The following is an 18,696-nucleotide window of genomic DNA, read 5'->3' on the forward strand; positions in this document are numbered from 1 at the left end:
CCGCAGTTTATCAACTGACGACCCGCAGCGCCTTACCGCTGAAGTATCCCAGTGCGTTTTCGGTCACTTGGCCGACGATCCGCTGGCGCGCTTCACGGCTGCCCCAGGCGTTGTGCGGGGTGACGATCAGGCGCGGGATGTCGTGGGCCAGCAGTGGATTGCCGTTGACGGGAGGCTCAACGCTCAGCACGTCAGTGGCGGCGCCGCCTAGATGACCATTGCGCAAGGCATCGGCCAGCGCCTGTTCGTCGATCAGGCCGCCGCGGGCGGTGTTGACCAGGAACGCTTCGGGTTTCATCGAGGCCAGTTCGCGGGCGCCGATGAAGTGACGGGTGTGTTCGTTGAGTGGGCAGTGCAGGGTCAGGGCATCGACTTGCGGCAGCAGTTCATCCAGTGGCAGGCGGTCCGGGCGGGCAGGGCGTCCTGGAATCTGCCCCAGCAGCACGCGCATGCCGAAGGCTTCAGCCAGCCGTGCGACCGCGCTGCCCAATTCGCCGTGACCCAGCAAGCCAAGGGTTTTGCCTTCGAGTTCGACAATCGGGTACTCCAGCAAGCAGAACTGTTTGGCCTGTTGCCAGCGGCCTGCGGCGACGGCCTTCTGATAATCGGCCAGGCGCGTGGCCAGGTTGAGCAGCAGCATGATCGTGTGCTGCGCCACCGACGGCGTGCCGTAACCCTGGCAATTGCACACGGTGATCCCGTGGGCGCGGGCGGCAGCGAGGTCGACGTTGTTGGTGCCGGTGGCGGTAATCAGGATCAGCTTGAGGTCAGGGCTGGCGGCCATGGCGGCGGCGTCGATCAGGATCTTGTTGCTGATGGCGACGGTGGCGCCCTTGAGGTGTTCGATGACTTGATCGGGCAAAGTCTGGGCGAACAGGTGCAATTCGCTGAAACAACTGCGCAGCGGGTTGAGGTCAAGGTCGCCGAGGTCCAGGGACGGGTGGTCGAGGAAAACGGCGCGGCGAGTATTCGTCATCAACTGTACCTTTTGTGCATTGAACTGAAGGCGTAATCTGCCGAGCCTACCAGATGAAATAAATAGTTACGCTTGGCCTGAAGGAGCCCCACATGTACTGGACAGAGTTCTTGACCGTTGCCCTGATTCACTTGCTGGCCGTGGCCAGCCCCGGCCCGGACTTTGCCGTGGTGGTACGTGAAAGTGTTACCCACGGTCGCCGTGCGGGCACCTGGACCGCGGTGGGTGTGGGGACGGCGATTTTCCTGCATGTGGGTTATTCACTGTTGGGTATCGGCCTGATCGTGTCCCAGTCGATCGTGCTGTTCAATGCCTTGAAATGGGCCGCCGCCGCTTACCTGCTGTACATCGGTTACAAGGCGCTGCGTGCGCAGCCGGCCAAGCCTGTGGCGGACGATCTGCACAAGGAAGCGGGCGAGCGCACGGCCCGTGGCGCCTTCACCTCGGGATTCGTCACCAACGGTCTCAACCCGAAAGCCACGCTGTTCTTCCTCTCACTGTTCACCGTGGTGATCAACCCGCACACACCGCTGGTCGTGCAGGCCGGTTACGGGGTTTACCTGGCAGGCGCAACAGCCGCCTGGTTCTGCCTGGTGGCGATGTTGTTCAGCCAGCAGCGCGTACGCGCCGGTTTCGCGCGCATGGGGCACTGGTTCGACCGGTCCATGGGCGCGGTGCTGATTGCGATTGGCGTGAAGCTCGCTTTTACCGAGATGCATTGATCAATCGTGATTCCCTGTAGGAGCAGCCTGCGGCAGCTCCTACAGGGCGTAATAAGTGGCCAGTGCTGGCGCAATGCTAGCATTTGCGGGGTTCTGCAAATCATACCTTTGGCTGATTTGGCTGACGATCAGGGGCACTACAGTGCGTACTTTCAGTCACGTCCGTGCAGTCAGAAAAAGGGATTCTTATGTTGCAGACTCGCGTTATCCCCCCGGCCGAAGGCGCTTACCAATACCCGCTGCTGATCAAGCGGCTGCTGATGTCCGGTGCCCGTTATGAGAAAACCCGCGAGATCATCTACCGTGACAAGTTGCGCTACAGCTACCCGACCCTGATCGAACGGGTGGCCCGCCTGGCCAACGTGCTGACAGCGGCCGGGGTCAAGCCCGGGGATGCCGTGGGTGTGATGGACTGGGACAGCCATCGTTACCTGGAATGCATGTTCGCCATCCCGATGATCGGCGCGGTGATCCACACCATCAACGTGCGCCTGTCGCCGGAACAGATCCTCTACACCATGAACCACGCCGAGGACCGCTTTGTGCTGGTCAACAGCGAGTTCGTCGGCCTCTACAAGGCCATCGAAGGGCATCTGACCACGGTCGATAAAACCCTGTTGCTGACTGACCTGCCGGAAAAAACCGCGGACCTGCCGAACCTTGTCGGCGAATACGAACAACTGCTGGCCGCGGCGAGTCCGCAGTACGATTTCCAGGATTTCGACGAAAACTCGGTCGCGACCACGTTCTACACCACCGGCACCACCGGCAATCCCAAGGGCGTGTACTTCACTCATCGGCAACTGGTGCTGCACACCATGGGCGTGTCGACCATCATGGGGGCGATCGACAGTGTGCGCCTGCTGGGTACCAACGACGTGTACATGCCGATCACCCCGATGTTCCACGTGCACGCCTGGGGCTTGCCGTATGTGGCGACCATGCTCGGACTCAAGCAGGTGTACCCCGGCCGTTATGACCCGGAGTACCTGGTGGAGTTGTGGCGCAAGGAGAATGTCACGTTCTCCCATTGCGTACCGACCATTTTGCAGATGGTCCTCAATGCCAAGGCTGCGCAGAACGTCGACTTCGGTGGCTGGAAAATCGTCATCGGCGGCAGCGCCCTGAACCGCACGTTGTACGAGGCGGCCAAGGCCAAGGGCATTCAGTTGACCGCCGCCTACGGCATGTCGGAAACCGGGCCACTGGTCTCGTGCGCGCACTTGAACGATGAGTTGATGGCCGGCACCGAAGACGAACGCACTACCTACCGGATCAAGGCCGGCGTGCCTGGGCCGCTGGTGGAGGCGGCGATCGTCGACACCGAGGGCAACTTCCTGCCCGCCGACGGCGAGACCCAGGGCGAACTGGTGCTGCGCGCACCCTGGCTGACCGAGGGTTATTTCAACGAACCGCAGAAGGGCGCCGAGCTCTGGGCCGGAGGCTGGCTGCACACCGGTGACGTGGCGACCCTGGACAGCATGGGGGTGATCGACATTCGTGACCGCATCAAGGACGTGATCAAGACCGGTGGCGAGTGGATCTCCTCCCTGGACCTGGAAGACCTGATCAGTCGTCATGCGGCGGTACGTGAAGTAGCAGTGGTGGGGATCCCTGATCCGCAGTGGGGAGAGCGGCCGTTTGCCCTGCTCGTAGTCCGTGAAGGTCACGTCATCGGGGCGAGGGAACTCAAGGAACACCTCAAGCCTTTTGTGGAGCTGGGGCACCTGAGCAAGTGGGCGATTCCGAGCCAGATCGCCCTTGTTACTGAAATTCCCAAGACCAGCGTCGGCAAACTCGACAAGAAGCGCATTCGTGTCGACATCAGCGAATGGCAGGCCACCAACAGTACCTTCCTCTCGACGCTTTAAGCACCTCCCGGCGTGCCCGAAAGGGCACGCCAGCCCCACCAAGCAAGCGCTTGGCTTGTCAAATCGAAATTTTCAGCCATCCTTGCCGTGCCGACGGGTGTCGGACTGGCGAAAGGACTGTTCCAGAGTGGCTGGCAACTGCAAATCACACTTTAGAGGGATCAAGCGCTACTACCTGCTGGCTATAGTCCGCTCAAGGATTTTTAAGAACGGGGCAACCGCACGAACCGGGGCGATGCAACTTTGGAATGACTTTGGGATGCCATGGCTCCCGGTTATCCACAGCGTTTTTAGAAGTGCTCAATGCCATAAAAATAAAATGCACATGGAGTAGCGTCGATGACATCAGTAAACCAGTTCTGGCGCCGGGCGAAGCTGCCCCTGGCTGTCAGTCTTGCCTCTACGCTCGCCGGGCCAGCATTCGGCGTCAGTTTCAACGTCGGTGAAATCGAAGGTCAGTTCGACTCATCCCTGTCGATTGGTGCCAGTTGGTCTACCGAACAGCCGAACAAGAACCTCATCGGTGTCAACAACGGCGGCAAGGGTCTGTCCCAGACTTCTGATGACGGTCACCTGAACTTCAAGAGCGGGGAAACCTTCTCGAAGATCTTCAAGGGCATCCATGACCTTGAACTCAAATACGGCGATACCGGTGTTTTCGTCCGTGGCAAATACTGGTACGACTTTGAACTGAAGGACGAAAGCCGTCCGTTCAAGGACATCAGCGACGAGGGCCGCAAGGAAGGCGCCAAGTCCGCTGGCGGCCAGATCCTCGACGCCTTCGTCTACCACAACTACTCCATTGCCGAGCAACCAGGCTCCGTACGTCTGGGCAAGCAGGTGGTGAGCTGGGGTGAAAGTACCTTCATCGGGGGTGGCATCAACTCGATCAACCCGATCGATGTGTCCGCGTTCCGTCGTCCGGGTGCCGAGATCAAGGAAGGCCTGATCCCGGTCAACATGTTCTATGTGTCCCAGAGCCTGACCGAAAACCTCTCGGCCGAAGCGTTCTATCAAATTGAATGGGACCAGACCGTCGTCGACAACTGCGGCACGTTCTTCTCCCAGCCGGACATCGTTGCCGACGGCTGTAACGATAACCTGCGCGTGCTGGCCAAGCGCTCGCAGATTCCGGCCATTGCCCTGGGGCCTTTGGCCGCCAACGGCGTCGACGTCAACAATGAGGGTGTTCTGGTACGTCGTGGCGGCGATCGTGATGCCCGCGACGGCGGTCAGTGGGGCGCGTCCTTCAAGTACATGTTCGATCCGCTGGACACCGAATTCGGTGCCTATTTCATGAACTACCACAGTCGTGCGCCGATCTTCAGTGCCACCGGTGCGCCGCAGTCGGTCTACAACACAGCGGCGGGACTCCCGGGTCCGTTTGCCGCGCTGGCGCCATTGCTGGTGGCGGGTAATTCGCAGTACTTCATCGAATACCCGGAAGACATTCGCCTGTATGGCTTGAGCTTCTCCACCACCCTGCCTACCGGTACGGCGTGGAGCGGTGAGATCAGCTACCGTCCGAACGCTCCGGTGCAGCTCAACTCCACCGACATCCTGTTCGCCGGTGTACGTCCTTTGGGCAATAACAACCCGAACAACCCGTTGACCAACGCATCGCTGCTGACCGGCGTGCCGGGTCAGGACCTGCACGGGTATCGTCGCAAGGAAGTCACCCAGTTCCAGACCACCCTGACGCACTTCTTCGACCAGGTCATGGGCGCGAGCCGTCTGACCCTGGTGGGTGAAGTGGGCGTGACCCACGTCGGCGGCCTGGAAAGCACTTCCGATGTTCGTTATGGCCGCGATCCGGTCTACGGCCCGGGTGAGTTGCCAGCCTCTGGCGCGCTCGATACCTGCGTGGCGCTCAACACCAGCACCATCAACGGTGCCGGCCCGGGTACGCCGACCAACAACCGCAGCCGCAACTGCACCGACGAAGGCTTCACCACCGCGACTTCGTGGGGCTACCGTGGTCGTGCCATCTGGGAATACAACGACGTGTTTGCCGGTGTGAACCTCAAGCCGAACGTTGCCTGGTCCCATGACGTGAGCGGTTACTCCCCTGGCCCTGGCGGCAACTTCGAGGAAGGCCGCAAGGCGGTCAGCCTGGGTGTCGACGCCGAGTACCAGAACACCTACACCGCGAGCCTGGCCTACACCAACTTCTTCGACGGCAAGTACACCACCGTGGATGACCGCGACTTTGTTGCGCTCAGCCTTGGCGTGAACTTCTAAGCACAGTATTTTCAGGACGAACGCATACATGAAAATAACAAAGAGTCTGTTCCACGCCGGTGTTCTGGGTCTTTCGCTGCTGGCGACCAGCGTCATCGCAGCGGTTCCCCAAGCCGAGGCCGACAAACTGGGCAAGAGCCTGACCCCGATGGGCGCCGAAATGGCGGGTAACGCCGACGGTTCGATCCCGGCCTGGAAGCCGATGGCGAAGAACGCCGGTACGGTCGACAGCAAAGGTTTCCTGTCCAATCCGTTCGCCAGCGAAAAACCGCTGTTCACCATCACGGCGCAGAACGTCGACCAGTACAAGGACAAGCTCGCACCGGGCCAGTACGCGATGTTCAAGCGCTACCCGGAAACCTTCAAGATGCCGGTCTACCCATCCCATCGCGGTGCTACCGTGCCGGATGATGTATTCGCCGCCATCAAGCGCAACGCCACCAACACCAACCTGGTGTCCGGCGGCAACGGCCTGGAAAACTTTGAAACCGCCATTCCGTTCCCGATTCCGAAAAGCGGCGTTGAAGTCATCTGGAACCACATCACCCGCTATCGCGGGGGCAGCGTGACCCGCTTGGTAACCCAGGCCACGCCTCAGCCGAACGGCTCGTTCAGCCTGGTGTATTTCCAGGACCAGTTCGTGTTCCGCGACAAGATGAAGGATTACGACCCGAAAAACCCGGGCAACATCCTGTTCTACTTCAAGCAGAAAGTGACCGCGCCGGCGCGTCTGGCCGGTGGTGTACTGCTGGTTCACGAAACCCTCGACCAGGTCAAGGAACCGCGCTCGGCGTGGGTCTACAACGCCGGCCAGCGTCGTGTGCGCCGTGCACCGCAAGTGTCCTATGACGGCCCGGGTACCGCGGCTGACGGCCTGCGTACTTCCGACAACCTGGACATGTACAACGGTGCGCCGGATCGTTACGACTGGAAGCTCGAAGGCAAGAAAGAGATGTACATCGCCTCCGACAGCTACAAGCTCGACGACCCGAGCCTCAAGTACACCGACATCATCAAGGCCGGTCACATCAACCAGGATCTGGCGCGTTACGAGCTGCGCCGGGTATGGCATGTGGTTGCCACCTTGAAGGAAGGTCAGCGTCACATCTACGCCAAGCGTGACTTCTACATCGACGAAGATACCTGGCAGGCAGCGGTCATTGACCATTACGACGGTCGTGGCCAACTGTGGCGTGTAGGTGAGGCACATGCCGAGAACTACTACGACAAACAAGTGCCGTGGTACGCCCTTGAAGCCCTGTATGACCTGCAGTCGGGTCGTTACCTGGCGCTGGGCATGAAGAACGAAGAGAAGTCGGCTTATGACTTCGGTTTCCAGGCCACCACCAGCGACTTCACCCCGGCCGCCTTGCGTCAGGATGGTGTTCGCTAAAGTGAACTGAGTAGAGGCCGCACCCTCTGAAACGCCCCGACTGGTTCGGGGCGTTTTTTTTTGCTTGTAGACTTTTTGTAGCCATTTGTAGCAATTACCTTCATTCCCTATCCGTTTACGGCTAGTCTGCGGACATCTGCAACGCCGCCACCCGCAATTCAAACAAGAGCCGGCTATGACTGATTTGTCTACACCCTCAGGTTCTGCACAGGTTGCCGTCGCGACATTCGACGGGCGGTTTTTCCGTCCGCCGTTGCCCGACGGCCATGTGCTGCGTCCACGTTTGTGCGAGCGCCTGAGTGCCGGGCTCGCAGGCAGGTTACTGCTGGTCAGTGCCCCGGCAGGGTTCGGCAAGAGTTCGCTGGCGGTGGAGTTTTGTCAGGAGTTGCCGGCGCACTGGCAAAGTCTCTGGCTGGGGTTGAGTCCGCGAGACAGTGACCCGGGACGCTTTCTCGAGCGGCTGCTGGAAGGCCTTCAGGACTATTTCCCGCACCTGGGCAGGCAATCCCTCGGGCTGTTGAAAATGCGTCAGCGCCATCAGCCGTTCGCATTCGAAGAATGGCTCGACGGCTTGCTCGACGAACTGGCCGTACACCTGTCCACGGCGACGCCCTTGCTGCTGGTGCTGGATGATTACCACCTGGCTCAGGGGCCGGTGCTGGACCGTTGCCTGCAGTTTTTCCTCAATCATCTTCCCGATGGTTTGCTGGTGATGGTCACCAGCCGCCAACGTCCCGACTGGCATCTGGCGCGGCTGCGGCTGTCGCGGCAACTGCTTGAGCTGCATGAACAGGATCTGCGTCTGACCCACGACGAGGCCTTGAGCCTGCTCGACCGGCACAGCAGCTCCTTGCGCGGTGAGGCGCTGGAAAACCTGATCCAGCGCAGCGAAGGCTGGGTTGCGGGGTTGCGCTTCTGGCTGTTGGCGGCTTCGGAGGCGGGCACCAATGGCGCGCTGCCGCAATCGTTGCATGGCGGGGAGGGGCTGATCCGCGATTACCTGCTCGAAGAAGTCATCGATTGCCTGCCCGCCGAGGTCCAGTCGTTCCTTTATGACACGGCGCCCCAGGAGCGTTTTTGCAGCGAACTGTGCGATGCCGTTCGCGACGCCCATGACAGCGGGGAGATCCTGCGCTTCCTGCTGGCCCATCAAGTGTTCCTGGTGCCGCTGGACGAGCATGGTCATTGGTATCGTTATCACCATCTGTTTTCCGATCTGTTGCGCACGCGGCCGACGTCCCAGTCGATGGTGCCGGCCGCGAGCCTGCACTTGCGTGCCTGCCGCTGGTTCAATGCCCAGGGACTGCTCGATGAGGCGGTGGAGCAAGCCTTGCGTGCCGGTCACCTGGACGTCGCGGCGAACCTGGTGCAGAACCTCTCCGAAGAGCAACTGCTGGCCGAGCAGAATGTCGGCATGTTGCTGCGCTGGAAAATGGACTTGCCCGACAGCTTGCTGATCAGCACGCCGCGACTGATTGTGCTGTATAGCTGGGCGCTGGGCCTGGCTTGCCAGCTGGATGCTGCCGAAGAGCTGGCCAGCCATTTGAGCCGCTTCCTGCCCGCACCGTCGGCCACCGCCCAGAAGTCCATGCTGGCTCAATGGCTGGCGTTGAGTGGCATCATTGCCCGTGGGCGCGGCAACCGCGAACTGACGCTGCAGTACTGCCGCGAGGCATTGGAAAGTCTTCCGTCCAAGCGTTACGGCCAGCGCCTGATGTGCCTCTCGACCCTGTCCAACCTTGCCATTGCCGACGGTGATTTGTGGCGGGCACGAGGACTGAACCGCGAATCGCTGGAGCTGGCGCAACGTGTCGGCAACCCGTTGTTCGAAGCGCTGGCGCACTACGACCGCGCACGGGTGCTGCAAGCGCGCGGGGAAATCTGTCGGGCACTGGAAGAGGTCCGCCAGGGCATGCAACGCCTGCAGAGCTTGTCTGCACAGCGGCTGTATGCGGTTCGCGCCCGGCTGACCCTGTACGAAGGCTTTTTGCTGGCCCTGCGCATGCAGCCACAATTGGCGCGGGCGCGATTGCAGGCCGGTCTGTGCGAGGCGCGCGCCTGTCGTGACATCAGCGTGCTAATCGGCCACTGCGTGATTGCCAGGCTGGAAGGCAGCAGCGGCGAGTTCGCCAAAGCCTTCGCCGAACTGGCCGAAGCCGAGCGGCTCATGCACATCTGGGACGTGCCGCCGATCTACTACCTGGCCATGATTACCCTGGTCAAATGTGAGCTCTGGCTGGCCCAGGGGCGTACCGATCTGGCCGAAGCCTGGCTGGCGCGCCTGGGGCAGACCTACAACGGTGAAAACGGGGCGGCACCGCCGGAGTTCCATCCGCAATTGCCGCTGCATATCGAATTACAGCAAGCTTTGCTGGACGTCATCCAGGGCCAGCCGATGCTGGCCGAGGGGCGATTGAATGCGCTGCTAGAACATGGCCAGCAAAGCGGTCGGCAGATGCTCAGTGCCATGGCGCTGATCCAGAAAGTGGCGTTGTTGCTGGGCAGTGGACGGGAGCCGGAAGCACGCAAGGCACTGGTCCAGGCGCTGGACGCCGCTGGTGGGGGCGTGCTGCAACCCTTCGAGGGCTTGCTGGCCGAGCATCCGGACTGGCTGCGAGGGCAGCTTCAACAGTGTCCGCCAACCCCTGTTTCCCTGAGCCTCAGTGAAAAGCTGCCGGCATTGACTGCCCGCCCCGGAGCGGAGTCCTGCACGGCTGCGGAGCAACTCAGTACGCGGGAACTGGCGGTTCTGCGATTGATCGCACAAGGCTGTTCGAACCAGGAAATCAGCGATCAGCTGTTTATTTCCTTGCACACGGTCAAGACCCACGCCAGCCACATCAACAGCAAACTCGGGGTCGAGCGGCGTACGCAGGCCGTGGCGCGGGCGAAGGAGTTGGGGGTGCTGGTGTGACGTGCAGCGGACTTTCTAGTGTGGGGCGCAGCTATTATTGGCTCCGTGCTGCAGGAGTGGAGTTGTGGTCAAAAAAACGGTCAAGTTTGAAAACATTGGCCAGCAATCAGCGCGGGAGCTCGCCACACTGTTCAATGCGGCTATTCTCGGTGCGATTATCAATTTCTCCATCTGGCCCAATGTAGATATCTGTGTTTGGCCATTTCGGTTTGACCCTTATGCAGTGTGATTTACCTCCGTTGCTCCAGTAAAACTCCATAAAAAATTTCGCGTTAGGGAAGATATGACCGGGGCCTCCAGTCACTTCTCCAGGGTAAAGTTCTCCCTTTGAGATCTCGTGCTGAACATTCAGAATGTAGCCTAGGCGCCCTTGGCCTTTTTCAGAAAAGTAGAAGTTCACTTGGGGGGCGGCGAAGTACCAAAAGAGGATGGGGGCGAGCAATAGAGTAACCAACCCGCACCATGTACTCCTGGAATGGCGCTTATTTACAGATATGGTCACGAATACCATCCCCCCAGCTTGTGCGTGGTAAACCTAAGACTTCATCCATCAGCATCTTCACTGTTATCCCGCCGTTCGGTTGGAGTCTGTAAAGTTTGATGCCAATGCCGATCGATACTCTGTCTCCAATGTCGTCCCACGCTCGCATCCCTTCGATATCCGTCGACCGACGTGGACCCGGTCTTTTATCCCATTTTTGTATTTTACGGATGGAATCTGAGGCAATTTGTTCGACTCCGGCTCCATCCAAAAGGATACTTTCGGAAAGTCCTCCCGCCATCCCTACGTACCCATAGTGAACGTTTGACCATATGTCGTAGAAGTAGTCGAACGTACCTTGCTTCTGCCAGGGGCCACCAAACTGTAGTCCTATCGCGACCTTGTGATCCCAAGGTCTGTTCTGACCTACACGCTCTGCCCAAAGAGCCATAGCCGCCACCCTGTTTCCTGACTCAATTGCTTTGAAGTTGGGCGGGGAAAGGCGCGCGTACCAAGGTAGTTTTCTGAACCTCTTTTGTTCAGTATCAGCGTCAAAACTGTTGAGGCTCTTCATCTTCACAACGGATGGATGAGTAATGTTGCGGTTCATTTCCCCGGCAATGTAGCTCGCTACCTCTTCCATCATGTCAGGGTCGTTGCAAGCGACAGGTCGTGTTTTCCTCTCAGCTAGTTTTTGATCACTTTGTAGAGGTTTTTTCGTCGAGGCTTGATCCAAATGCCTTGTCGGATGGGCATCACCTTGAATTTGCTCGGATCGAGTAGCGCGAGGCGAAGGTGCGGGAGCAATCAGTCGATTGGTACCTCGTGGGCAGCCGCAGTGAACCTCTGCACCGTCCAGTACAGTTGGAACCCCATGCCATTTCATTGCGGGTAGGCTGTCAACGATAACGCCGGTTTTTCCGCATTTGTTGCACGCAGTGGTCTTGTCCCCGAGTCGTAGCACTGCGCGTCCTCCATGCGTCGCACAGGGCAAGCTACTGATACACATGGCTCCTGTGGTGGTCAGGTCGCCATCCAATCCTTGACCTAGCCCGTTAGCTGTTCCTCGTCCCATGAACTAGCCCTAGTGTTGTTTGCTGGGGCGAGCACGCTAGGCTAGGCGGTACGTGAGTTAAATCAGACGTTTCCTTGAATGATGTAGGTGGATTCTGCACTCAGACAGGTGATAGGTGGCGGACGGCATCGGCGATATCGGCGGGCTGTGCCAGAATAGGCCATCCATTTTTTCCAGGAACACCCATGGACGCTGTCAAACCTGCGCTTATCCGCGAAACCTTCCCCGTCGGCCCTTTGCAGTGCAATTGCACCATCATCGGCGATCCGGTGACGAAAAAGGCCATCGTCGTCGATCCGGGTGGCAATCATGAGCTGATCCTGGCGCGTCTCGATGCCCTGGGACTGAAAGTGGTCAGCATCATTCACACCCACGCCCACCTCGATCACTTCCTGGCTTCTGGTCAACTCAAAGAGAAAACTGGCGCGACCCTGCACTTGCACAAGGAAGACCAGTTTCTCTGGGACAACCTGGAAATGCAGTGCCAGATGTTTGGTGTCCCTTACACCCCGGTGCCGTCCCCGGATCGCTGGCTGGCCGATGATGAAGAGCTGGCCTGCGGTTGTGGCGTGGCGCTGCACACGCCGGGTCATACGCCGGGCTCCATGAGCTTCTGGTTTTCCGAGTCCAAGCTGCTGATTGCCGGCGACACGCTGTTTCGTCGCGGAGTCGGGCGCACGGACTTATGGGGCGGCGATCAGGCGACCATCGTGCGTTCGATCAAGCAGCGTTTGTACACCCTTGACGAAGAGGCGACGGTGGTCGCCGGGCATGGTCCGGATACCCGTCTGGGCGATGAAATGCGCGAAAACCCCTTTGTACGGGCCTGATTTGTAACGAGCGGAATTTTTGTTCCCGAAAATGATCCAACACCCGCAAAGGCTGTGCCTTGGTCCGTTGCACCACAGAATGCAAAAAAGTAGGAGCTATACATGTTCACCACGCGTCGTTTGATTATTGTCGCTACGGCTGTGGCCGTTTTGTCCGGTTGTGCTTCGCCCAACCCTTACGGCGGTCAAGGCCAGGCTCAGGGGCAGGCGGACAGCGGCTCCGAAGGTATGAGCAAGACCGCGAAGTATGGTGGTCTCGGCGCTCTGGCCGGTGCGCTGGCCGGTGCTGCGATCAACCACGATAACCGTGGCAAGGGCGCACTGATCGGTGCGGCAGTGGTCGGCGCTTCGGCAGCCGGTTACGGCTACTACGCCGACCAGCAAGAGAAAAAGCTGCGTGCCAGCATGGCCAACACCGGTGTTGAAGTGCAGCGCCAGGGCGACCAGATCAAGTTGATCATGCCGGGCAACATCACGTTCGCTACCGATTCGGCAAACATTGCCCCAAGTTTCTATCAGCCGCTGAACAACCTGGCGGGCTCGCTGAAAGAGTTCAACCAGAACCAGATCGAAATCGTGGGCTATACCGACAGCACTGGCAGCCGCCAGCACAACATGGATCTGTCTCAGCGTCGTGCACAAAGCGTGGCCACCTACCTGACCTCGCAAGGTGTCAGCGGTGCCAACCTGAGCGCTCGTGGCGCCGGGCCGGACAGTCCGGTTGCCAGCAACGGCGACGCCAATGGCCGGGCGCAGAACCGCCGTGTAGAGGTCAACCTCAAGGCGATTCCGGGCCAGCAATATGGTGGTCAGCAGCAAGGTCAGGTTCAGCAGTACCCTTGAGCGTCTGATTGAACCCCAGGCGTAAAAAATGCCCGCCCGATCCCAAGTAGATCAGGCGGGCTTTTTTGTATCGTCAGTTCTGGCCTCTTCGCGGGCGAGCCCGCTCCCGCTGGTTAGTGTTGAATGCAGATTGTGTGTCCGACATCGATCACTGTGGGAGCGGGCTTGCCCGCGAAGAGGCCGGGGTGGGCAACAGATAAAACGGATCAGTAATAAAAAAGCCCCCGGACAATCACTCGTCCGGGGGCTTTTTGTTTTGCGCGAAACCTGATTACTTCTTCAGGCCGTAATGCTCATCGAGCATGCCGGGCGCGTTCGGGGCTTTCGGCGCGTAGTCGCGAGGGGGCTCCTGATCGCGCGGTGGCGTCAGGCGTTCACGGGGTGCCTGCGCCGCATCGGCGTGCAGGGAGGCCAGCAGGCGTTGGCGAGTCTGTTCGTCCAGGGCCAGGCGGTTGGCGCCCTCGGCGAGATGGTCCTGCACTTCCTGATAGCTCGCAGTCAGTTTCTTGACCAGTGTCGCAGTGCTGTTGAAGTGGGTCACCACTTCGTTCTGATAACTGTCGAAACGTTCCTGAATATCGTCCAGCTGACGTTGCGTGCTGCTAGGCGCGGCATTCGGCGCAAGGCGAGCGATCAGGAACCCAATGGCGACACCCACAACCAGGGCAAGAGTCGGTAGCAACCAAACTAAGAGCGAGTGTTCCACGAGTCCTTCCTCTATAAACGGCTTTGCTTTACGTTAACGGCTCGAACCTGCGCTGTATACCGCGATTCACTCGCAATAGACAGCCACAGACAATTTGCTAGACGAGTCGACCCGATTCGAGGTCACGGAGTTCCTTCCTTGCTTATGCGCGAAACCCCTGTAGTGATTGATGGCCCGGTGGGTCAACTGGAAGCCCTTTACCTGGACAACGAGCAACCTCGCGGCCTGGCACTCATCTGCCATCCGAACCCGGTACAGGGCGGCACCATGCTCAACAAAGTGGTTTCGACCTTGCAGCGCACTGCGCGCGACGCCGGGCTGGTCACCCTGCGCTTCAACTATCGTGGTGTCGGTGCCAGCGAGGGCTCCCACGACATGGGCACCGGTGAAGTTGACGATGCCCAGGCTGTCGCCGAATGGTTTCGCAGCAAACACCCGGAGTTGCCGCTGACTCTGTTCGGTTTTTCCTTCGGCGGTTTTGTTGCAGCAAGTCTCGGCGGACGCCTTGAGGCCAAGGGCGAGCCGCTCAAGCACCTGTTCATGGTCGCGCCGGCGGTCATGCGCCTGGGCGATCAGGATCAGTTGCCGCAGCACGGCGAGTTGACCTTGATCCAGCCGGAAACCGACGAAGTGATCGATCCACAAGTCGTTTACCAATGGTCCGACAAGCTCGAACGTCCCCATGAGCTGCTGAAAGTGGCAGAATGCGGACACTTTTTTCATGGCAAGCTGACCGATCTCAAGGATCTGATCCTGCCGCGTCTCTCGAATTGATTGCAGTCTGACAAGCGATTACCCATGACGACCCGTACCCGTATCCTCACCGGCATCACCACCACCGGCACGCCGCACCTGGGCAACTACGCTGGCGCCATCCGCCCGGCGATCCTCGCCAGCCGTGACAGCAATGCCGATTCGTTCTACTTCCTGGCCGACTACCACGCCCTGATCAAGTGCGATGACCCGCTGCGCATCCAGCGCTCGCGTCTGGAAATCGCCGCGACCTGGCTGGCCGGTGGCCTGGATGTCGACCGCGTGACCTTCTACCGCCAGTCCGACATCCCGGAAATCCCCGAGCTGACCTGGCTGCTGACCTGCGTTGCTGCCAAGGGCCTGCTCAACCGCGCCCACGCCTACAAGGCTTCCGTGGACAAGAACGTCGAGACCGGCGAAGACCCGGACGCCGGCATCACCATGGGCCTGTACAGCTACCCGGTGCTGATGGCGGCGGACATCCTGATGTTCAACGCGCACAAGGTGCCGGTCGGTCGCGACCAGATCCAGCACGTGGAAATGGCGCGGGACATCGGCCAGCGCTTCAACCACCTGTTTGGCCAGGGCAAAGAGTTCTTCACCATGCCCGAGGCGTTGATCGAAGAGAGCGTCGCCACGTTGCCGGGCCTGGATGGCCGCAAGATGTCGAAGAGCTACGACAACACCATCCCGCTGTTCTCAAGCGCCAAGGAAATGAAGGACGCGATTTCGCGGATCGTCACCGACTCCCGCGCGCCGGGCGAAGCCAAGGACCCGGACAATTCGCACCTGTTCACCCTGTTCCAGGCATTCGCCACCCCGGCGCAGGCCGACGAGTTCCGCAGCGAACTGTTGCAGGGCCTGGGTTGGGGCGAGGCGAAGAATCGTCTGTTCCAACTGCTGGACAGTGAACTGGGCGAATCTCGTGAGCGCTACAACCAACTGATCGAGCGCCCGGCGGATCTGGAAGACATCCTGCAGCTCGGCGCGAAAAAGGCTCGTGCGGTCGCGACACCCTTCCTCAACGAACTGCGTGAAGCGGTGGGCCTGCGCTCCTTTGTTGCCCAGACCCAGGTGGCGACGACCATCAAGAAAAAAGCCGCGAAAGCTGCGCGTTTTGTCAGCTTCCGTGAAGACGACGGCAGTTTCCGCTTCCGTCTGCTGGCCGCCGATGGTGAACAACTGCTGCTGTCGCGCCACTTCGCCGATGGCAAGACCGCCGGTCAGGTGACCAAGCAACTGCAATCGGGTCAGCCACTGGACGTGCGGAATGAAGAACTGAACTTCAGTGTCTGGCTGGAAGGCGAGTGCGTTGCCGACAGCCCGGCCTTTGCCGACAGTGCTGCGCGTGATGCTGCCGTCGAGGCTTTGCGCATCGCCCTGACGCCTGTTCAGGACTAAACAACGGTCCGGCCCGACCAAGGGCCGATTGCCATTCCTCCGGGCCGTCGCTACAGTGTCGGCCCGTTTTTGTTGCCTTGCTAACGAATTATGACGCCCCTAGAACGATATCAAGCTGATCTGAAACGCCCGGAATTCTTCCATGACGCCGCGCAGGAAACTGCCGTGCGTCATTTGCAGCGCCTGTACGACGATCTGGTCGCGGCCGAGCAAAACAAGCCGGGCCTGCTGGGCAAGTTGTTTGGCAAGAAGGATCAGACCCCGGTCAAGGGCCTGTATTTCTGGGGCGGCGTAGGTCGCGGCAAGACTTACCTGGTGGACACCTTCTTCGAAGCGCTGCCTTTCAAGGAAAAGTCCCGTACGCACTTCCACCGCTTCATGAAGCGCGTGCACGAAGAGATGAAAACCCTGGGCGGCGAGAAAAACCCGCTGACCATCATCGCCAAGCGCTTCGCCACCGAAGCCCGGGTCATCTGCTTCGATGAATTCTTCGTTTCCGACATTACCGACGCCATGATCCTCGGCACCCTGATGGAAGAACTGTTCAAGAACGGCGTGACCCTGGTGGCGACGTCGAACATCGTGCCGGACGGCCTGTACAAGGACGGCCTGCAACGCGCGCGCTTCCTGCCGGCCATTGCGCTGATCAAGCAGAATACCGAGATCGTCAACGTGGATAGCGGCGTCGACTATCGTCTGCGTCACCTCGAACAAGCCGAGCTGTTCCACTATCCGCTCGACGAAGCCGCCAACGAAAGCCTGCGCAAGAGCTTCCGTGCGCTGACGCCGGAATGCACGGCAGCGGTCGAAAATGACGTGCTGATGATCGAAAACCGTGAAATTCGTGCCCTGCGCACCTGCGATGACGTGGCCTGGTTCAACTTCCGTGAACTGTGCGACGGCCCGCGCAGCCAGAACGACTACATCGAACTGGGCAAGATCTTCCACGCCGTGCTGCTCAGCGATGTCGAGCAGATGAGCGTCACCACTGACGACATCGCCCGGCGCTTCATCAACATGGTCGACGAGTTCTACGACCGTAACGTGAAGCTGATCATTTCTGCCGAAGTCGAACTCAAGGATCTGTACACCGGCGGGCGCTTGAACTTCGAGTTCCAGCGTACCCTGAGTCGTCTGCTGGAAATGCAATCTCACGAATTCCTGTCCCGGGCGCACAAGCCGTAGGACATTGCCGAAAGTAAAAAAGGCCTGCAATTGCAGGCCTTTTTTATGGAACTCGAGCTCACCGTAGTCCCTGTGGGAGCGGGCTTGCCCGCGATAGCGGAGTGTCAGCGAAATGAATGCTGCCTGACACCACGCCATCGCGGGCAAGTCGGATCGCCGCACCGCCGCTCCCACAGGAGGTGTGCTTATCTCAAGTGCTATGCAGCCTGCTGAAACTGCTGCCGGTACTGGTTCGGCGACAGCTCTGTGTGCTGGCGGAACAGCCGTGCAAAGAAGCTCGCATCGTCATAGCCCACCTCATAGCTGATGGTCTTTATGCTCTTGCGGCTGGCGGACAACAAGCCCTTGGCGGTTTCGATGCGCAGGCGTTGCAGGTAATGCAGTGGCTTGTCGCCGGTGGCGGTCTGGAAGCGGCGCATGAAATTGCGGATGCTCATGCCGTGTTCGCGGGCGACGTCTTCGAAACGGAACTTGTCGGCGAAGTGTTCCTCGAGCCAGTGCTGGATCTGCAGGATGATCACGTCCTGGTGCAGTTTTTGTCCGCCAAAACCGATGCGTCCCGGCGAGTAGCTGCGCTGTACCTCGTACAGAATGTCCCGCGCTACGGCCTGGGACACATTGGCGCCACAGAAGCGCTCGATCAGGTAAATGTACAGGTCGCACGCCGAGGTGGTGCCGCCGGCGCAGTACAGGTTATCGGCGTCCGTCAGGTGTTTGTCCTGATTGAGCTGGACCTGTGGGAAGCGTTCGGCGAAGGCATTGAAGAAGCGCCAGTAGGTGGTCGCTTCCTTGCCATTGAGCAGCCCGGCTTCGGCCAGCCAAAATACACCGGTGGCCTCGCCGCACAGCACGGCGCCGCGCGCATGCTGTTGACGTAACCAGGGCAGGACTTGCGGGTAACGTTTGCAGAGGCTTTCGAAATCGTCCCAGAACGCGGGAAGAATGATGATGTCGGCGTTTTCCAGCCCGCCGTCCACCGGAATCATCACATCGCTGAAGGTGCTGACCGGTTTGCCATCGGGGCTGACCAGGCGGGTTTCGAACGCCGGTGTCAGGCCCTGGCCCAGCTGTTTGCCGTAGCGCAGGCTGGCGAGGTGGAAGAAATCCTTGGCTTGCATGAGGGTGGAAGCGAAAACCCGGTCGATGGCCAGGATGCTGACGCGCCGCAGGGGCGTGGAGGCTTGGTTAGACATAATTCAACTTTATTTTTATAGGGGGAAGTGGTCACCAGACGGCTGGATCGTCTTATTTTTTGTCGGATGTGTCCAGTGTCCTGTATCGGAAGCGAGGCATAGTCTCTGAAGG

15 protein-coding genes are annotated in these 18,696 nt (G+C 59.7%); 11 read left to right on the plus strand and 4 right to left on the minus strand.

The window, feature by feature from the left end; genetic code table 11:
- Nucleotides 1–10 precede the first annotated feature (10 nt).
- The gene (locus AB7M25_RS05390; RefSeq protein WP_454237043.1) at nt 11–976 is read right to left on the minus strand and encodes a 2-hydroxyacid dehydrogenase; all 966 of its coding nucleotides are present in this window, start codon (nt 974–976) and stop codon (nt 11–13) included.
- Nucleotides 977–1,068: 92 nt separating this feature from the next.
- Here AB7M25_RS05390 and AB7M25_RS05395 point away from each other — a divergent pair, with 92 nt between their 5' ends.
- From AB7M25_RS05395 to AB7M25_RS05420, 6 genes are all read left to right on the plus strand, one after another.
- The gene (locus tag AB7M25_RS05395) at nt 1,069–1,698 is read left to right on the plus strand and encodes a LysE family translocator (RefSeq protein ID WP_429519158.1); all 630 of its coding nucleotides are present in this window, start codon (nt 1,069–1,071) and stop codon (nt 1,696–1,698) included.
- Nucleotides 1,699–1,886: 188 nt separating this feature from the next.
- Nucleotides 1,887–3,569: a fatty acid--CoA ligase gene (locus AB7M25_RS05400; RefSeq protein ID WP_454237044.1), complete on the plus strand. Its 1,683-nt coding sequence runs from the start codon at nt 1,887–1,889 to the stop codon at nt 3,567–3,569.
- Nucleotides 3,570–3,908: 339 nt separating this feature from the next.
- Nucleotides 3,909–5,810, plus strand: a complete 1,902-nt coding sequence (locus AB7M25_RS05405) for a DUF1302 domain-containing protein (RefSeq protein WP_429385155.1) — start codon at nt 3,909–3,911, stop codon at nt 5,808–5,810.
- Between the two features lie 28 nt (nt 5,811–5,838).
- Nucleotides 5,839–7,203, plus strand: a complete 1,365-nt coding sequence (locus tag AB7M25_RS05410; protein WP_116581196.1) for a DUF1329 domain-containing protein — start codon at nt 5,839–5,841, stop codon at nt 7,201–7,203.
- Nucleotides 7,204–7,378: 175 nt separating this feature from the next.
- Complete coding sequence (locus tag AB7M25_RS05415) at nt 7,379–10,117, plus strand: LuxR C-terminal-related transcriptional regulator (protein ID WP_454237045.1); 2,739 nt, start codon at nt 7,379–7,381, stop codon at nt 10,115–10,117.
- A gap of 64 nt (nt 10,118–10,181) precedes the next feature.
- Nucleotides 10,182–10,346, plus strand: a complete 165-nt coding sequence (locus AB7M25_RS05420; protein ID WP_429561396.1) for a hypothetical protein — start codon at nt 10,182–10,184, stop codon at nt 10,344–10,346.
- Between the two features lie 253 nt (nt 10,347–10,599).
- Here the strand turns inward: AB7M25_RS05420 and AB7M25_RS05425 are convergent, their stop codons facing one another.
- Nucleotides 10,600–11,244 (minus strand): polymorphic toxin type 44 domain-containing protein, encoded by a 645-nt coding sequence (locus AB7M25_RS05425; RefSeq protein ID WP_429385149.1) that lies wholly within the window; start codon nt 11,242–11,244, stop codon nt 10,600–10,602.
- 614 nt (nt 11,245–11,858) lie between these two features.
- On the opposite strand from AB7M25_RS05425, the gene AB7M25_RS05430 reads away from it, so the two are divergent.
- On the plus strand, nt 11,859–12,503 hold the full coding sequence (locus AB7M25_RS05430; RefSeq protein ID WP_429385148.1) for an MBL fold metallo-hydrolase: 645 nt from the start codon (nt 11,859–11,861) through the stop codon (nt 12,501–12,503).
- 102 nt (nt 12,504–12,605) lie between these two features.
- Nucleotides 12,606–13,346 (plus strand): OmpA family lipoprotein, encoded by a 741-nt coding sequence (locus tag AB7M25_RS05435; RefSeq protein ID WP_007972558.1) that lies wholly within the window; start codon nt 12,606–12,608, stop codon nt 13,344–13,346.
- Between the two features lie 271 nt (nt 13,347–13,617).
- On the opposite strand, the gene AB7M25_RS05440 is transcribed toward AB7M25_RS05435, so the two are convergent.
- Nucleotides 13,618–14,052: a YhcB family protein gene (locus AB7M25_RS05440; RefSeq protein ID WP_102701919.1), complete on the minus strand. Its 435-nt coding sequence runs from the start codon at nt 14,050–14,052 to the stop codon at nt 13,618–13,620.
- A 144-nt stretch (nt 14,053–14,196) separates the two neighbouring features.
- Here AB7M25_RS05440 and AB7M25_RS05445 point away from each other — a divergent pair, with 144 nt between their 5' ends.
- The 3 genes from AB7M25_RS05445 to zapE all read left to right on the plus strand — a co-directional run bounded on the left by AB7M25_RS05445 (nt 14,197) and on the right by zapE (nt 17,391).
- On the plus strand, nt 14,197–14,826 hold the full coding sequence (locus tag AB7M25_RS05445) for an alpha/beta hydrolase (RefSeq protein WP_429561395.1): 630 nt from the start codon (nt 14,197–14,199) through the stop codon (nt 14,824–14,826).
- A 24-nt stretch (nt 14,827–14,850) separates the two neighbouring features.
- The gene (locus AB7M25_RS05450; protein ID WP_429561394.1) at nt 14,851–16,206 is read left to right on the plus strand and encodes a tryptophan--tRNA ligase; all 1,356 of its coding nucleotides are present in this window, start codon (nt 14,851–14,853) and stop codon (nt 16,204–16,206) included.
- Between the two features lie 90 nt (nt 16,207–16,296).
- Complete coding sequence (gene zapE, locus AB7M25_RS05455; RefSeq protein ID WP_007998226.1) at nt 16,297–17,391, plus strand: cell division protein ZapE; 1,095 nt, start codon at nt 16,297–16,299, stop codon at nt 17,389–17,391.
- Between the two features lie 197 nt (nt 17,392–17,588).
- On the opposite strand, the gene AB7M25_RS05460 is transcribed toward zapE, so the two are convergent.
- Complete coding sequence (locus tag AB7M25_RS05460; protein ID WP_178082425.1) at nt 17,589–18,509, minus strand: GlxA family transcriptional regulator; 921 nt, start codon at nt 18,507–18,509, stop codon at nt 17,589–17,591.
- Nucleotides 18,510–18,696: the final 187 nt, after the last annotated feature.

This window comes from Pseudomonas sp. AP3_22 TE3818, from assembly GCF_053628995.1.

What these genes read in the sequence shown, in the direction of transcription:
- AB7M25_RS05460 (WP_178082425.1), bottom strand. Translation starts at nt 18,509, where the DNA reads ATGCAAGCCAAGGATTTCTTCCACCTCGCCAGCCTGCGCTACGGCAAA.
- AB7M25_RS05430 (WP_429385148.1), top strand. Translation starts at nt 11,859, where the DNA reads ATGGACGCTGTCAAACCTGCGCTTATCCGCGAAACCTTCCCCGTCGGC.
- AB7M25_RS05450 (WP_429561394.1), top strand. Translation starts at nt 14,851, where the DNA reads ATGACGACCCGTACCCGTATCCTCACCGGCATCACCACCACCGGCACG.
- AB7M25_RS05435 (WP_007972558.1), top strand. Translation starts at nt 12,606, where the DNA reads ATGTTCACCACGCGTCGTTTGATTATTGTCGCTACGGCTGTGGCCGTT.
- AB7M25_RS05400 (WP_454237044.1), top strand. Translation starts at nt 1,887, where the DNA reads ATGTTGCAGACTCGCGTTATCCCCCCGGCCGAAGGCGCTTACCAATAC.
- AB7M25_RS05425 (WP_429385149.1), bottom strand. Translation starts at nt 11,244, where the DNA reads ATGATGGAAGAGGTAGCGAGCTACATTGCCGGGGAAATGAACCGCAAC.
- AB7M25_RS05405 (WP_429385155.1), top strand. Translation starts at nt 3,909, where the DNA reads ATGACATCAGTAAACCAGTTCTGGCGCCGGGCGAAGCTGCCCCTGGCT.
- AB7M25_RS05390 (WP_454237043.1), bottom strand. Translation starts at nt 976, where the DNA reads ATGACGAATACTCGCCGCGCCGTTTTCCTCGACCACCCGTCCCTGGAC.
- AB7M25_RS05445 (WP_429561395.1), top strand. Translation starts at nt 14,197, where the DNA reads ATGCGCGAAACCCCTGTAGTGATTGATGGCCCGGTGGGTCAACTGGAA.
- AB7M25_RS05410 (WP_116581196.1), top strand. Translation starts at nt 5,839, where the DNA reads ATGAAAATAACAAAGAGTCTGTTCCACGCCGGTGTTCTGGGTCTTTCG.
- zapE (WP_007998226.1), top strand. Translation starts at nt 16,297, where the DNA reads ATGACGCCCCTAGAACGATATCAAGCTGATCTGAAACGCCCGGAATTC.
- AB7M25_RS05415 (WP_454237045.1), top strand. Translation starts at nt 7,379, where the DNA reads ATGACTGATTTGTCTACACCCTCAGGTTCTGCACAGGTTGCCGTCGCG.
- AB7M25_RS05395 (WP_429519158.1), top strand. Translation starts at nt 1,069, where the DNA reads ATGTACTGGACAGAGTTCTTGACCGTTGCCCTGATTCACTTGCTGGCC.